This is a genomic window from Vreelandella venusta, from assembly GCF_007989605.1.
Classification (GTDB): Bacteria; Pseudomonadota; Gammaproteobacteria; order Pseudomonadales; family Halomonadaceae; genus Vreelandella; species Vreelandella venusta.
The window spans coordinates 1-15,703 of record NZ_BJUL01000021.1 but is presented as its reverse complement, the minus strand read 5'-3'; the positions used below and the strand labels follow the sequence as shown (position 1 = coordinate 15,703).

Annotated in this window: 14 protein-coding genes; 3 read left to right on the top strand and 11 right to left on the bottom strand. The window is 51.2% G+C overall.

Annotated elements, in window-relative coordinates; all coding sequences use genetic code 11:
- Positions 1 to 20: 20 nt before the first annotated feature.
- Positions 21 to 668 (top strand): carbonate dehydratase, encoded by a 648-nt coding sequence (gene can / locus HVE01_RS17100; protein ID WP_125747938.1) that lies wholly within the window; start codon positions 21 to 23, stop codon positions 666 to 668.
- A gap of 39 nt (positions 669 to 707) precedes the next feature.
- Here the strand turns inward: can and HVE01_RS17095 are convergent, their stop codons facing one another.
- The 6 genes from HVE01_RS17095 to HVE01_RS17070 form a co-directional block, all read right to left on the bottom strand.
- Entirely contained in the window at positions 708 to 1,235 is a 528-nt protein-coding gene (locus tag HVE01_RS17095) for a c-type cytochrome (protein WP_146945183.1), read from the bottom strand.
- A 43-nt stretch (positions 1,236 to 1,278) separates the two neighbouring features.
- Positions 1,279 to 1,899, bottom strand: coding sequence for a peptide-methionine (S)-S-oxide reductase MsrA (msrA, locus tag HVE01_RS17090; protein WP_125747945.1), 621 nt, complete (start codon positions 1,897 to 1,899; stop codon positions 1,279 to 1,281).
- A 9-nt stretch (positions 1,900 to 1,908) separates the two neighbouring features.
- Positions 1,909 to 5,916: an autotransporter assembly complex protein TamB gene (gene tamB / locus HVE01_RS17085; protein WP_146945182.1), complete on the bottom strand. Its 4,008-nt coding sequence runs from the start codon at positions 5,914 to 5,916 to the stop codon at positions 1,909 to 1,911.
- A 9-nt stretch (positions 5,917 to 5,925) separates the two neighbouring features.
- Entirely contained in the window at positions 5,926 to 7,779 is a 1,854-nt protein-coding gene (gene tamA, locus HVE01_RS17080) for an autotransporter assembly complex protein TamA (RefSeq protein ID WP_146945181.1), read from the bottom strand.
- A 70-nt stretch (positions 7,780 to 7,849) separates the two neighbouring features.
- Positions 7,850 to 8,698 (bottom strand): hypothetical protein, encoded by an 849-nt coding sequence (locus HVE01_RS17075; protein WP_125747954.1) that lies wholly within the window; start codon positions 8,696 to 8,698, stop codon positions 7,850 to 7,852.
- Positions 8,699 to 8,707: 9 nt separating this feature from the next.
- A complete protein-coding gene (locus HVE01_RS17070; RefSeq protein ID WP_125747957.1) occupies positions 8,708 to 10,000 on the bottom strand; it encodes a nucleotide sugar dehydrogenase in 1,293 nt (430 codons plus the stop codon).
- 165 nt (positions 10,001 to 10,165) lie between these two features.
- On the opposite strand from HVE01_RS17070, the gene ubiG reads away from it, so the two are divergent.
- Positions 10,166 to 10,909: a bifunctional 2-polyprenyl-6-hydroxyphenol methylase/3-demethylubiquinol 3-O-methyltransferase UbiG gene (ubiG, locus tag HVE01_RS17065; RefSeq protein ID WP_125747960.1), complete on the top strand. Its 744-nt coding sequence runs from the start codon at positions 10,166 to 10,168 to the stop codon at positions 10,907 to 10,909.
- The gene (locus HVE01_RS17060) at positions 10,910 to 11,575 is read left to right on the top strand and encodes an HAD-IA family hydrolase (RefSeq protein ID WP_146945180.1); all 666 of its coding nucleotides are present in this window, start codon (positions 10,910 to 10,912) and stop codon (positions 11,573 to 11,575) included.
- A 61-nt stretch (positions 11,576 to 11,636) separates the two neighbouring features.
- Here HVE01_RS17060 and HVE01_RS17055 read toward each other — a convergent pair whose 3' ends face one another.
- From HVE01_RS17055 to tolA, 5 genes are all read right to left on the bottom strand, one after another.
- Positions 11,637 to 12,398 (bottom strand): YciK family oxidoreductase, encoded by a 762-nt coding sequence (locus tag HVE01_RS17055; protein ID WP_146945179.1) that lies wholly within the window; start codon positions 12,396 to 12,398, stop codon positions 11,637 to 11,639.
- 33 nt (positions 12,399 to 12,431) lie between these two features.
- Positions 12,432 to 13,220, bottom strand: a complete 789-nt coding sequence (gene ybgF / locus HVE01_RS17050) for a tol-pal system protein YbgF (protein ID WP_146945178.1) — start codon at positions 13,218 to 13,220, stop codon at positions 12,432 to 12,434.
- A gap of 84 nt (positions 13,221 to 13,304) precedes the next feature.
- A complete protein-coding gene (pal, locus tag HVE01_RS17045) occupies positions 13,305 to 13,850 on the bottom strand; it encodes a peptidoglycan-associated lipoprotein Pal (RefSeq protein ID WP_125747971.1) in 546 nt (181 codons plus the stop codon).
- A gap of 46 nt (positions 13,851 to 13,896) precedes the next feature.
- Positions 13,897 to 15,189: a Tol-Pal system beta propeller repeat protein TolB gene (tolB, locus tag HVE01_RS17040; protein ID WP_125747974.1), complete on the bottom strand. Its 1,293-nt coding sequence runs from the start codon at positions 15,187 to 15,189 to the stop codon at positions 13,897 to 13,899.
- Positions 15,189 to 15,703 (bottom strand): cell envelope integrity protein TolA (gene tolA, locus HVE01_RS17035; RefSeq protein WP_146945177.1); only part of this gene is annotated, 515 nt, incomplete at its 5' end. The genes tolB and tolA, both read right to left, overlap by 1 nt.

The window sequence follows — 15,703 nt, the reverse complement described above, 5'->3', positions numbered from 1 at the left end:
CAACCTGTGAAGGAGATTCAATGTCTAACGCTATTGAGACACTGCTTGATAATAACCGCGCTTGGGCAGAGCGTATGTGCGAGGAAGACCCGGACTACTTTAAACGTCTTTCCAATCAGCAAAACCCTGATTACCTCTGGATTGGTTGTTCTGACAGTCGTGTGCCTGCCAACCAGATTATTGCGCTTCCGCCAGGCGAAGTCTTTGTCCATCGTAATGTTGCTAACCTGCTCCACCATACCGATATGAACGCACTGTCAGTTGTGCAGTTTGCGGTGGATGTACTCAAGGTCAGCCATATCATGATTGTGGGGCACTATGGTTGTGGCGGCATTAAAGCGGCTGTAACCGGCGGTGAGTGCGGAGTCGTCGATTACTGGCTGCATTCAGTGCGCGAACAGTATAACCATCACCGTAATTCGCTTGAACATTTACCAATGGAAGAGCAGATTGACCGCATGTGCGAATTGAACGTAAAGGCTCAAGTGAATAGCTTGTGCCGAACCAAAATTCTGCAACGTGCCTGGCAGAGAGGCCAAGATATTTCAGTGCATGGTTGGGTCTATGGGTTGAGCGACGGCCGTGTAAAAGATCTCAAATGCACCATAACTGGCCTGGAGCAGGTTGAGACCCTTTATCGTATCGACCGCATTCAACAAAGCGACTGACACTCTCTGTGCCTATCGCTCTAATGACATCGATCTCGGTTAGTTATAGCGGTAGGCGCGATGACAGCTTTTGCAGCTTAAGCCAACGTCAGAAAACGCACGCGTTGCCGCGCGATAATCCTCTTGCTCGGCAGCATCAACTAGCGTTGCCACCTTCTGCTCAAGATCGCTAAATCCCGCTGCAAAATCTGCCCACTCTTCCCAGATTTCTGGGCGAGCGTCAGACCCGCGCCCATGAGTACCAGCAATAAATGCAGGCAAAAAATGAGCTTGGGTCGTTTTTTCCTCAAGGATAGCTAAGCGCGGCGCGGCTCCGCGTGCATCTTGATTATTCACTATGTCAAAACGCAGCTGACGCAGCAGCCTTTCTAGCTCTTTCAATTCATCCTGACGCCATATGACGGCTTCTCGCTCACTTGCAAACGGGCTCTCTTCAACCGTTTGTGGCATCGCTGGCACAGCATCTCCAGCCATTTCTTCGGCTATAGCGGGCGTCGCAATTGCAGCTGAGATAACCAAGGCCCAAGCCGAGGGCATGAGCCATGAGCGTTTTAAAATGTGTAGCATTTTACTGACCTTATGATGGAGTACTTGGCCCTTCTTACTACGACTAACCGATGGGGCAAGTAACGCCAGTCCCTTTAAGCCCACAGTAACCATTAGGGTTCTTATCCAAATACTGCTGATGATACGCCTCTGCGTAGTAAAAAATATTCAGCGGTTTGATCTCGGTAGTAATAGTTCCACGGCCAGCTTCATCGAGCGCCTTTTGATAGGCGTTGGCACTCTTTTCAGCAGCCACCAACTGAGCAGTCGTTGTTGTGAAAATGGCAGAGCGATACTGGCTACCCACATCGTTGCCTTGACGATTGCCTTGAGTAGGGTCGTGCTGTTCCCAGAAAATTTGCAACAGTGTGTCCAAGGATAGAGCACTGGGGTCGTATACCACTCTAACTACTTCGGTATGGCCTGTTTGTCCGGTACAGGTTTCTTTATAAGTGGGGTTTTGTGTTTCTCCCCCGGCATAGCCTGCGGCAGTTACATAAACCCCCGGCACTTGCCAAAACAGACGCTCAACCCCCCAAAAGCACCCCATGCCTAACACAATCTCTTCATAGCCCTCTGGAAAAGGAGGATGAAGTGAGTGGCCCGTAACGGTATGCACGCTACTCGTTTCAATCGGTGTCACGCGGCCGAGCGGTGCTGAATTTGCTTTAGAAAATAGCGTCATAACGCCCTCTTATTGCCGTGGATAAATCGTAGGGTCACCTGACCGAGTAAATGTATAGATTAAGTCGACGGCTTGATTTGCACCAGATACTGCCTGCACATATAGGTTGCGCCAAAGTGTGTAGCGAAGGGTCAATTCTGCAATGGGCGAGAAAATCCCAACGCCGTAGCTAATTCGGATATCGTCGGTTAACTGTCCTGTCAGCGCCACTTGGCTATTGTCACCCGCACCAGTGGTATCCAAGGTTAAGTCGCTGATCCCAAACGCTTCCCCAATTGAACCAACGGCTCCGCCTGTCTTGCCGAGAGACATACCAATTAAGGCGGTAGTAAGCGCACTGTCGATCCCGCCTCCAGCAGTATCCGGTGCACGCCCTCTCAACAAATATGATAGCGCACGGGTTTCATCCATTGCTGGTTCAGAAAAGATCAGCAAGTTGGGCTCTTCCGCACTGCCACTGACACGAAGACCAGCAATAACTTCATCTTCCGTGATATCAGGGTTACGAATGGCTTCAAAATCGAGTATTGGCAACCCCGGAGGGCCGCTAAATATTAGCTGCCCACGACGAATCAGCAGATCCTGACTAAAGGCTTTAAAACGACCATTGACAAGGTTGACATCACCAAACAGCTGAAGTGCACCGCTGCCTTGGCGGATTTCCAACGTGCCACCCAACTCAGAATTAAGCCCATATGCTGATATTTGCATATCGCGTCCCAGGGTAAGTGTGATGAGCACATCAATATCCATTCCTGATTGTGAAAGCTCGTCAGCAGCGCTTGGCTCCCCATTCTCAGCTCGTTGCTGGGCTCTCTGCTCGGCTTCGCGATCATCACGTTCGGTGATAATAACTTCATCAGAGCTTGGGCTAACGGCTGAGGCAGGGATATTACCAACCTCTAGTCGCGCCCATGGTAGGTCAACATTACCACGTACCTGCAAGCGATCCGGCGTTACGCGAATACGAATATCAGGCGCTGCCTCTAAACGCCCAAACTGTGGCAAAACGATTAATAATGGTTCCTGAGTCGCGTTAACATCGACACCAATACGCCAGTCGTCGCCTGTAGGAAAGTAAGCATCCCCAGCGATATTCAAGCGACCACGTTCAGCAGCAACAAAACCATTTATGTCCCCTTGTTCGCCGTCAAACGCAACGATCAGCTCGCCATCTTTGATATCGATAGGAATATCAGGGCCATGAACGCTTAGATTGCGCAGCGCAAGCTGCCCCTGTAAATCGGGCTGACTGGTGGTTCCTGCAATTTGTATACGGCCATTTAAGTCGCCCTCTAAGCGATCCATGCCCACCACCAACGGGCGGTAAGGTGCTAAAGAGAGCGCTTGGGCGCTTAGCTCGCCACTAAGGCCACCACGACCAAGTGGATCACTAATGGTGAGATCGAGTGACAGCTCACCAGCATCTTCAAACGACAGTACAATATTGGCATCAGCTTGAGCCTGGCTGGCATCTAACTGCGTGTTTAAACTAATCACAGGAAGCTGTACGGGCTGGCCGTAATCGTTGACTGCCGTAATCGCCAGCTCACTTAATACCTGAACATCGGCTTGCCATTGAGTCCCGCCTTGGCGCCAAGCTGCAACAATGTCTGCCGTCGTGTCGCCCTCAAAGCTCCACTCTTCTGGCAATAACGGCTCAAGTGCTTCCATCGGCACCTCTCTGATGCTCAGCACTGCGCGCCCTTGGTCTGCTGATGCGCTAAGCTGCTCTTGCGAGCAAACGACCCCTCCTTCTTCGCGACGCACACAGAAAGGTGAGAGCTGTGCTTGGCCATTTGCAAGGTTGTAACGAATATCAAGCGGAGCTTCCAAAGATAGGTTGCCGAACTCAGAGTCGATTTCCAGTGGTGTTAATTGCCCCTGATACTGCTGCGCTTGCTGATCAAAACGCCCATCTAGCGACACAAGCGCGCGGCTTAGCATGTTATCGGCTTGGCCATCGACACTGATAGTAAGCGCATGCTGAGATAAGCGACCATCAAGCTCAAGGTCAATACTCGAAAATGCCTGCCCACCTGCATTGACCTGCTGCAACCCAATGTCAATGTCTAGCGATGGATCTTCGATTCCCTCGATATTGCTGGTCAGTGATAACGTTTCAATACGGTTTTCGGCAAACCGTAATTCACGGCCGGTTAGTTCGGCTGCTACTTTAGGTTGGCTAATGCTACCTCTGGCAAGAATGTTACCTGTTAATGTCCCTGCTAAGTCTGGGTGTAGCGTTTGTAACTGTCGCAATGCAATCTCGGTATCTAGCGACATCGCCTGCTCACTAACTTGGCCAGAAGCCGTTAATCGGTTGTCACCCTGAGTGAAAAGCAGTTCTTGGATATCAACTTCAAGCGCACTGTTAGCCTCTAAGGAGGCTTGTAACGCCAAGGGATACTCCTGGAGCTCCCCAGTAATATCGAGGACTGGCAGACTGACTTCCCATAGCTCGCCGGTTTGACGCACACTCGCGGTAATGTCGCCATTGAGATTGCCGTTGAGCTGTTCGACAAACAGCGAAGGATCGAATTGATCCAGTCGGATGGTGGTGTCAACGCGTAGTGACGAAGCCCAATTTACTTCCCCTTCACTGCTCAGCGAACTGTCATCAATCGCTAGGGTTAGCGGCGTCCAGCGGAACGATGAAAGATCTCCGTTGCCACTGAGTCGAATGTCAGTGGCCGGCACTTGCGGCCCTTGGGCGCTTAAGGAAAGCGTTGTCTGGTAGGCTTCCAAACTGCCGCTAGCAATGATGTCTATATCTTCAACAACATAGGGTTCTGCCGATGATTCATCGCTACTAGGTTGTGTCAGGGGCCACTGCAGGCGCTCGCTCTGCAGTCGAACATTGAAAGGTAGCGTTGGTGCCAGCGCATCGACTTGAGCCTCAAACGTTGCATTAACGACACCGGATGCCCCTAAACTGGCTGTCAGCTCATCTAGGGATCCCGCTAGTTCCAAAACAAGCTCTTCACCACTCAGCTCAGGAAATATTTCGGGTAAAAACAACGTTGTGGTTAAGCGGGCATCTAAGGGGTAGCTGTCTGATAATGTAGCGTTAGCTGTGAGATTTGCCTCGGCGTCCGGCGTGATCAACTCTAATGAGCGCAGAGCTATTTGGTTGCCTTCGCCGCTCGCAACGACGGCGAGCCGTTCGACTTGGTAATCTATCGCGCCACTAACAGTGACATCAGTCACGGTGAAGGATGCTAAGTCGATATCAATGGGCAGCATTATTTCAGGCAGCTCAATGCGCTGCCGTTCTGTTAAGGCTTCTACCGCTTGATCAGGTTCTGCTATGGCCGGCTGGGTAGCCATAACCGCACCATCAATAGCAGATGCATGTAACGGCGTTTGGATACCTTCTGTTAGTTGAGTGCCTGCTGTGGGAGGCAAGTACACGGTTGGCTGCATGAGCGTAGTGGGCGCGATACTGACAAGATGTTGCTGCGCGGTAATCGCGGTTGAAAACGACTCCCAGCCGACGCGAGTTCCATCAGCTAGCTGCAGTTGAACGTTATTGAACTCAACTGAGCGTAGTTCAATAGGAAAAGGCAGTTGAATGCTAGGCATCCCACCAGTTTCTGGTGTGTCTGGCTCCGCTTCATTACTCTCGCCCAAACGTATATCTGCGCCTTCTACATGCAATTTGTCCAGGCAAAGCTTACCTGACAGCACGCAGTCTTCGGCCCAGGCTAACTCAAGGTTGTCGACGTTGACGCGCGTCTCACCAAGCGATAGCTGAAAACCGCGTAAGGCAAACTGGTCTAGCAGTGCGCCTTCCTGATGCTCATACGTAAAGAAGCCCCGTTGCTCCCCTTGCGATAACAGTTGACCTGTTCCCCAAGGAGAGAGCGCAACGCCGAGTAGCAGAGCGACCAGACCAAATAGCCAGAGTGGTAGCACAATGGCTAATCGGACAAAACTCCACACAAACAACCCTATACGATGTTTACCTGAGAGCGGTTGACGCTTGATAGATGCCGCTTTTGCAACCTTAGCCAAAATGCTCTCCTAAAATTCCGGTCCGATGGAAAAATGCAGGCGCCAATCGTCTTCATCGTCAAATGGATGTGCTACATCAAGTCGGATAGGGCCCACAGGGGAAATCCAGCGGATGCCAACCCCGGCGCCCGTCTTTAACTCTTCTGGCCCCCAATTATCGAAGGCATCGCCAGTATCGACAAAAGTTGCTCCCCACCAGTCTCCAGTCACGCGACGCTGGTACTCGAGAGTCGAGGTCAGCATTTGCTGGCCGCCACGTAATAGCCCTTCTTCATTTCGCGGAGATAGGCTTTCGTAGGAGTAACCTCGGACACTTCGGTCACCGCCCGCAAAAAAGCGCAACGAGGGAGGCAACTTATCGAAATTATCTGTTTCAATAGCGCCGATGCTTAGGCGTACGGAAAAACGATTATCATCGCCAATGGTGCGAATCCATTCTGTGTCGCCCGTCATACGTGCGAACTTGGCATCGGATCCCCATATCGTGTCTGAATACTCGAGCGATAATTGCTGTCTATCTCCCCACAGCGGAAAGCGCTGAGGACGCGTTCTTGTACGGCTCCACTGAATGCCTGGATAAAACAGTAAGACTTCATCTGAGACTCCGCCTTGGGTGAAGTCTTCATAGGTCGTCCGGAAGTAAAGTGTCTGTACCCAGCGGTTTTCAAACTCCCATCGACGAGCGATCTCCACGGTACCCTCTAACGACTGGGTATCGCCGTCATCCAAGTTACGCACGCCATATTGCAAACGATAACTATCACGTAACGGATCTTCTAACGGGATATTGTAGGTCCCTGTGAAGCGCTGGTCGGGGGCTGAAACATACAGATCATGATCCAGACTATGGCCAAAGCGGTTAATCCATGGCTGTTTCCAGGCAAAGCGCATGCGCGGCCCTACGTCAGTTGCAAAGCCAATCCCGACTTCAAATTGATGGCGGTCGGCAGGCTCGACACTTACGTCAATAGGCAGACTGGTGTCGTCCCGCTGAGTGACACTAAGCGCACTGGCAAGCGCTGCGCTGGACAGTCTGGGACGTTGAGGCTGCGATGCCGTTGCTTCATTCCACCACGGTGAGCTTCCTGTTGGCGGCGATAGGGCCAGTTCGCGCGCTGTCTCTAAACGTGGTCGCACCGTCACAGAGCTGAACCATTCTGTCTCAGCTAAGCGTTGATTATAACGGGCTATCGATTCCGCTAGATACGGCTCCCCTGCTTCAAAGGTCTGCATTTGCAGCAAACGCTCAGGCTCGATATGACTGCCTGAAATAGTCGTATTGCCAAATTGATAGCGTGGGCCGCTGTCAAAATCCATATAGAGACGGGCGCTTTCAAGGTATGGCCTTATTTCCATTCGGCGGTCAGTAAACCCCCAGTCGAAATAACCACGCTCAAGTGCTAGGCCTGAAAACTGATTGCGCAGGCGATCCCATGGGGCATGCCGTAATGTGTCGCCTTCCTTCAAGGGAAACGCATCGAGTGCTTCCTGAAATGGAGGGTCATCGCTTGCTTCACCGCTGATATTGACAGAAAGCACGTCGATTTTGACCGGCGAGCCGGGGTCAATGCGAAGTGTGATAGGTGAGCTATCAACATCAACCGTAATCTCAGGCTCGTAATAGCCGAAAACGCGCATGGCTTCTTGCGCACGTTTACGGATTTCGCCTTCTAAACGAATATCGGTGTACTGATCTTCATCAATATTCTGTAAATAGGCATCAATATTGTCCTCTACTTCACTACTGACACCATCAATTGACGCGTTAAGTGCCCATACGGGAGCTGACCACGTTACAAGAAGCGGTAAAACCACCTCACGAGTCGCTTGTTTAACGGTAGGCCATCGCCGTATTCTTTCCATGCTGTTCATCCCTAACCAAATCAGCGACTCGGTGGCTTTATTACCCATTGCTTTATACAGGTGACAATTTCTAGCGGAGCATCTCCATCTGAGCACTAAATGCTAGCTGGGCTTGCCGTACTTGACGGATATCACTCTCTAAGGTGTTTAATCGTTGCGCCCATTGCTGTTCAAGCGCTTGTAACGCTTCTTGAGTAGCTGAGGTATCAGTACTGCTTAGCATTTCAAGAGTGGAGTTTACCTCAGTAAAACGCTGATCGATCTCTTCTTGCCATGCGGTAACATTTGTTACCAATTCGCTGTTTTCATTTTCTAACTTAGCAATATCATCGAGTCGGTTGGTAGTCGCCGATAGGCGCTGCGACAGCATTTCTTCTAGGTAAGTTACCTCTTCTGCTAAATTTTGCCGCCCAGACACGCCCGCTTGCTCAAGCGCATCAAGCGATGAGCGTATAGCGGTGAGCTGTTGGTCACGTAACGCTGCTTGCTCTTCCAGCTGACTAATGCGCTCAGCAATGCTGCTCAGAGCCTCACCATTCACAAGCTCTTCGTTTGACGTCAAAAGACCGTAGAGTTCCTCACGGGTACGTGTCACCGCAACAGCTAATTGCTCCTGTTCTTGGAACAGCGTTGTCATCTGTGCTTGTACAAAGGCTATCGCATCTTGCGTATCTGTGTCACCCGAGTCGAGTCTCGCATGAAGATTAGATACTTCTCCACTAACTCGATGCACCTCGTTTAATAAGCGCTCTCTTTCATACCAGAGGCCTGTAGCAGCGGCGCCTAATGAAATGATAATAAGTATCATCAATAACCACAATGGCCACAGCTTAGGGCCCCTGCGATGACGCAGGTGCTGTGCGGTCAAGCTTTGATCCACATCGGGAACAATGCGAGAAGACGCAGTACTGTTGGGCATGACTTTTCCTCAATGCGTTGTGGGATCTGCGCGACGCCCGATTCCTCTATACCGTAAACCACAGCTAGCCACGAAAGCTGGGTCGTAAATGTTTCGTCCATCCAGCACCAACTTAGCGCTCAATAATGAGGCTAAACGATGCCAGTCAGGGTTCCAATAAGTTTTCCACTCAGTCACTAGCATCAGTGCGTCGGCTCCCTCACATGCCAAGTATGGGTCACTGGTGAATGTGGTTAGGTCATCTCGGTCACCTACGGCATTGAGCAACGCGGGTGTTGCCGCTGGATCATGAAGATTTACCTTCACGCCTTGCGCCCATAAGGCAGCAAGGAGTGTCAGTACAGGCGCGTGATCGATTCGAGTGGTTCCTGGTTTAAAAGCGGCTCCCCAAATAGCAATCGTTTTGCCGGCTAAATCGCCCTCGAAGAGCGTCCAGAGTTTCCTAAATAACGTCTCTTTTTTCTGTTCATTGATGTCCATTACTTGCTCTAACAATGCCGAATTACGGCCACTGGCTGACTGAACATCAGCTAAGCGCATTAGATCGCGAGAGAAATTGGGGCCACCAAAGCCGCAGCCAGGGTATAAATATTCATAACCAATTCGGGTATCAGCGCCCATGCCTTGGCGCACGTGCTCGACGTCAACACCAAGTGTATCTGCCAGCCCGGCAATCTCGTTCATGTAGCTGATACGTGTTGCCAGCATGCCGTTAATCGCGAGCTTAGTTAGCTCAGCTGCTCTACATGGCATCCGTTGGAACACGTCATTGCGGCGATTGAAGGCGCGCAAAAGCTCGCGCGCCACCTGTTCACCGGTTGCATCGTCACAGCCGAGCAGCCAGCGCGAAGGACGCGTAAAGGAGAGCCAGGCCCGCCCCTCTTCCAAAGTGTCGGGTAACGCCACGCTACTGTGCTGGGGCCCCATAAGCGCGTGCAACTGTTCTGTTTCGCCTACTGGGAATGTTGAATTATTAATTAATACAGCACCACTATGGTGATCAAATAAAGGGGCTTCAAGTAGCGTCTTGGCAGCCTGCCGCTGATCGGGTGATAGAGCCAGCCACACCACATCAGGAGAGTGAGCCTGCTGTGGCGCTTCAATGATTTTCAATGTTCCATTGGCTAACGCTTGCTCAATATGCGTCATTAATTCAGGTTCGCTGCGCAGCCAGTCCGCTTTCAAAAGCTGTGGCCATGGCGCGCTTTCATGTAGCAGCCACTCAACTTGATGGCCTACCCAAGCTAATGCTGCGGCGGCGGTAGCGGCACTTAGTTCACTTCCGTGGAGTAACACTCGCATTCATCACGCTCCCTGAGAAAATAAAAGTCGCGAAAATAGGGGGTTAAGATTCATGTCGCGTTCCTTTTCATGCGTTCCTTTCCAGGAGTGGTTAGAATGACATAATACTGAACGACTGGTTGGTTGCCACCTTCATGCCAACTTACCGACAATGGGAGTTAAAACATGCAAGCGATACCTCAGGATAGCACTACTCATCGCAACCACGACAATGTCGACGCAGCGGAAGTTGCGAAATTTGAAGCACTTGCTAGTCGTTGGTGGGACTCAGAGGGCGAATTTAAGCCGTTGCACGCTATCAATCCCCTGCGTCTGGACTTTATTGACGCGCGTGCAGGTCTAGCCGGTAAAAAGGTGCTCGATGTCGGCTGTGGCGGTGGGATTTTAAGCGAATCGATGGCCCATCGTGGTGCTAGTGTTACCGGCATTGATCTTGGGGAAGCGCCTCTTAGCGTTGCCCGGCTACATGCGCTAGAAAGCGGAGCAACGGTGGATTATCGGCTGATAAGCGTTGAAGCGCTGGCAGCAGAGCAGCCAGGGCATTATGACATCGTAACCTGCATGGAAATGCTTGAGCATGTGCCTGACCCCGCCTCGGTCATTCGTGCTTGCAGTCAACTGGTTCGCCCCGGGGGGTATGTTTTCTTCTCTACCCTAAATCGCACTCCAAAATCGTATGCTTTTGCGATTTTAGGCGCTGAATATGTGCTTAATCTATTGCCCCGCGGCACCCATGATTACGCAAAATTTATCCGTCCTTCTGAGATGGCCGCATGGGCAAGAGCTGCAGAGCTTGAAGTTAACGAACAAACGGGGCTGACCTATAACCCGCTGACTCGTCACTACCGTCTGGTTGCAAATGATGTATCGGTCAATTACATGATGTATTGCCGGAAAGCGAGCCAATAAATGTCAACATCAATACCTGAAGCCATACTGTTTGATTTAGACGGAACTCTTGTTGACACTGCCCCTGACCTTGCTGAAGCAACGAATGCATTGCGGCGGCATCATGGGCTGACACCGCTGCCCTACGAGAAAATACGAGGCCAGGTTTCTAACGGAGGCAGTGCTTTAGTAACCTTGGCTATTGGTATCGAAAGTGGTTCTAGTGAACATGATACGGCGCGGCAGTATTTGTTAGATAACTATGAACAAGCCGTTGCTGTTCACAGTCGGCTATTTGAACCCCTTGACCAATGGCTAGACCGCTGGCATTCAGCATCACGCTTGTGGGGAATCGTAACGAACAAACCTAGGCGCTATACCCTTCCGCTGTTAGATGCATTGGCGCTAACGCCTGGGGCTCTTTTATGTGCAGATGATCTGACGCTAAAAAAACCCGCTCCAGAACCTCTTTGGGAAGCTGCACGCAGGCTTGATGTGGCACCACAAGCCTGTTGGTACGTTGGTGATCATATCCGTGATATTGAGGCGGCCAAAGCGGCGGGAATGACGGCTGTTGCCGTTGGTTACGGGTATATCAGTGAGGAAGACGATTATCAGCAATGGCCAGCTGACTTATGGTTTGAAACATGTGAAGACTTAGTCGATGCTCTGACTGCTTTTCATTGATAGCGCTAATTTAATGAAAATGCACAGAACATCGACAAGCGTTGCGAAAGAAAGCGCTGGTTTAGGCACGTGGTGGTTGAGCGTCAAACTTCTGGCCACTAACCCCCGTGCTGTCTGGCCCCATTAGCCATAAGTAGGTGGGCATGATGTCTTCAGGGGTGCGCAGCGTCAATGGATCTTCACCTGGGTAAGCAGTCCGGCGCATTTGGGTACGTGTTGCCCCTGGGTTTAACGTATTAACCCGCACTGTAGACTGGTTTTCAAGTTCGTCAGCAAGCACTTCCACAAAGCCTTCGGTGGCGAACTTTGAAACCGAGTATGCCCCCCAGTAGGCTCGGCCTTTTCGCCCAACGCTCGATGAGGTGAAGATCACTGAAGCATCAGCAGACTGCTGAAGCAAAGGTAGCAGTGCTTGGGTCATCCAAATAGGCCCATTGATATTGACCTGCATGACTTGTTCCCACAGCTCTGGATTGTACTGCTCAAAAGGCGTGATTCTGCCTAGTAAGCCAGCGTTATGCAGCAATCCATCTAAACGGCCAAACTCTTTGTCCAGCGTTTCAGCCATATCGTGAAAATCTTTGAGCGTTGCACCCTCAAAGTTGAGCGGAAAAATTGCCGGCTGCGGTCCGCCTGCTGCTTCAATTTCATCGTAGACACGCTCAAGCTTAGCGATCGTGCGGCCAAGCAGTATCACAGTTGCCCCATGGCGGGCGTAGGTGAGTGCAGCAGCACGTCCAATTCCATCACCCGCACCGGTTACCAACACGACGCGGTTTTCCAAAAGATTGGACGCTGGTTGATAGTCGATTTTGGAGCTCATGAGGTTTCCTTGATACAAAAATGTAAACAGACGTTATCCTGCCGACTGACGCAAAAAGTCATTGGCAAGTCCTGCCGCGCTACTCTGCGGGTAATCATCACGTACTTGTTCCAGCAGTTCACGACTGCGTTCAGCCTCGCCCTGCCGCGCTTTTACTAATCCTAGCTTATAAAGCGCATCGGGTACTTTACTGCTGCCGCTGTACTGCTCAATAACACGGCTAAATGACTCATCAGCAGCGCCAAGCTCACCTTCCGCCGCATAAAGTTCGCCCAGCCAGTAATATCCGTTCGCGGTCAGACTGCTGTCGGGGTGATCAGTGACAAACGCTTTAAATGCATTGATTGCATCTTCGAATTGACGTGCTTGGACGTGGGCAAACGCTGCTTGGTAGTCTGCCTGAGCATCTTCACTGACGTTGCGAGACGAAGGTGCGTTGGCAACTTGCTTTGCCGCCTCGGGCTCTACTGCAGGGGTCGATTGCTCAATTTGGCTAGGACCGCTATTCATTAAGCGATCTTCAATATCCAGGTATTGCTGCTGTGATTGCCGACGAAGCTGCTCTAACTGGTGTCGAAGCTCTTCAATCTGACCACGTAACTGCTGAATCTCTCTCTGATGCTCTTGCACTTGGTTAAAGAGTACCAAGTTCCCACCAGATGATTCCTGGCGTTGGGTCTGCTGATAAAAGCCAGAGCCACTTGATAAGTCTTGAACGAGGGGCTGTTGAGCAAAAGTTGTCAAAGGCAATACGGACAGCGGGAGCACTATGGCTCCCGCACCGCACAGCCTCTCAAAATAACGCTTGAGACTGTGATTCATGATGACTCCAATCATTACTTAGTTAGCGTACCCAGCACCAAATAACGCGTACTTGATGTTGTACAGCTAGGTACGCCAATGCCATCAGTAGTTAAAGACGACGCGACGGTTTTGAGAGTAGGCACTCTCACTTTGGCCGCTAGCAGCCGGACGCTCTTCACCATAGCTGACGACGCTCATTTGCGAGGGAGACACGCCTTGAATATTTAAGAACCGCTTAACAGCCCCGGCACGACGCTCACCAAGGGCCATGTTGTATTCGCGAGTGCCACGCTCGTCGGTATGGCCATGCAGAACAACTTGCGCGCTGGGGTTAGCACGCAAATAGCGAGCATGAGCCATAACGACTGATTCGTAATCGCCCCTGATGGTGTCGCGGTCGAAGTCAAAATAAATAGTACGGACTTCTGGAATGCGTGAATCGGCTTGTTGACCAGCGCCTGCGCCGGAACCTGATGTAGAGCCATACTGGCCACCAGTGCCAACACCTGAGGTGCTCGCTCCTGTGCCGCTGCCATCCTGGCTTCCATAAGAGTCACCATCCTGGGTTCCGCCGGTGCTGGAACAGCCAGCGATTACTACGATAGATAGCGCTACTGCTAATGAGCGAGCCAACGGTTTAAGTTGCATAATCAGACTCCTTGCCTGAAAACAAAAAATTAAAACTTTTCGTCAATCAATTAAAAAAAGGTGACCACGCGGGATCGCGAACATCACCTTGCGCTGCGGGTAATCTAAATGACGAGCGGCCATCCGCTGAAACGGCACTTAACACCCCATTACTACCCTGTTGGGTAGCGAAGATTACCATGGTCCCGTTCGGCGCAACACTAGGAGATTCATCTCTTGTTGTTTCACTGATTACAACAAGACGTCCCCCGTCACGCTCCTGACGTGCAACTTGATAGCCGCGGTTGGAACGGTGAATTAAAAAGATTTGCTCTCCGTCAGGTGAAAAGCGTGCGCGAGCATTGTAGTTACCGGTAAATGTGACGCGCTTGGCTTCACCGCTACCTAACGAGTATTCATAAATTTGCGGTCCACCACTACGGTCAGAGGTAAACAACAGACTACGTCCATCGGGCGCCCAAGTTGGTTCAGTATCAATGCTGCTGTTTTGAGTTATCCGCTCTACGGAGCGATTACCGATGTCTAGGATATAAATTTCTGGTTGTCCATCTTTGGACAGCGACATGGCGATTTTGCGGCCATCAGGTGACCAAGTAGGAGCACCATTGATACCTTCGAAAGACGTTGCTTGTATTCGTTGTCCAGTTGAAACATCTTGAATATAGATAGCCGGACGCTCTGTTTCAAAGGATACGTACGCCAACTTTCGACCATCAGGAGACCATGCAGGTGACATAATCGGCTGGTCGGAGGTAAGTACTTGTTGACTATTACGTCCATCCGCATCGGCCACATACAGGCCAAATTGCATATTATCGCCCAACCCTTGAGCGGTTACATAAGCAATTTTAGTTGAGAAAGCCCCCCGGATATCGGTAATTTCTTCAAAAATTTGATCGCTAATATAGTGAGCAGCACCACGCAAATCGTTCACATTTGCTGTGACCGTTTCGCCAATCATACGGCGCTGCCCACTGATATCCATTAACTCGAACTGAATCTGATAACCACTATTTGTCTGTTGTGCTCGGCCTACCACCAAATATCGAACATCAAGCGACCGCCAAGTACCAAACTCAACGTCATCCGCCTGGCTTGGTCTATCAAACATGGCACTGCGTTCTAAGGGCGCAAAAAAACCGCTGCGCTCAAGGTCGTCCTGGATGATTTGAGCCACATCTTCAGGTAGGTTATCGCCACCTGCAAAGGGAACGATACCAATCGGTAAGGCTTGGTCGCTCCCGCGTGTTATTTCGATAGTTAGGTTTGCATTTGCAGTTGCATAACTACTAACGAATAGCAGTACGCAAAACAGCCACACTTTGCTTATGGTTTGCATCAGCGAACATCCCCCGGGGTAAATCGCAGATTAAATTGACGTAAGTTGCGCTGCTGCTCTGCGGGCAAATCCCTCAGCTCGCTGAACGGAGCAGCGTGTTCGACAGCCTGCATGGCAGACCGGTCAAAGGCACTATCACCGCTGGATGAGGCGATAGTGGTTAAAAGTACCTCTCCTGATGGGCCAAGCCTTACTTGAATCGTAGCACTCATCGTGTCACTGGCGCCTGCGGGAATTAACCATGCCTGCTCTACCGCACGACGCACAATATTAATAAACCCATTCGCTGCTTGCTGCGCCTGCTGTGCGTTCGCAGCAGCCTGGGCTTCTCCCTCTAGCTGACGCTGCATGGCCGCTTCCGCTTCTCGCTGGCGTTGAGCTTCTGCCTCGGCTTCTCGCTGGCGTTGGGCTTCTGCCTCGGCTTCCCGCTGGCGTTGAGCCTCTGCCTCGGCTTCGCGTTGGCGCTGGGCTTCTGCCTCGGCTTCCCGCTGGCGCTGGGCTTCTGCCTCAGCTT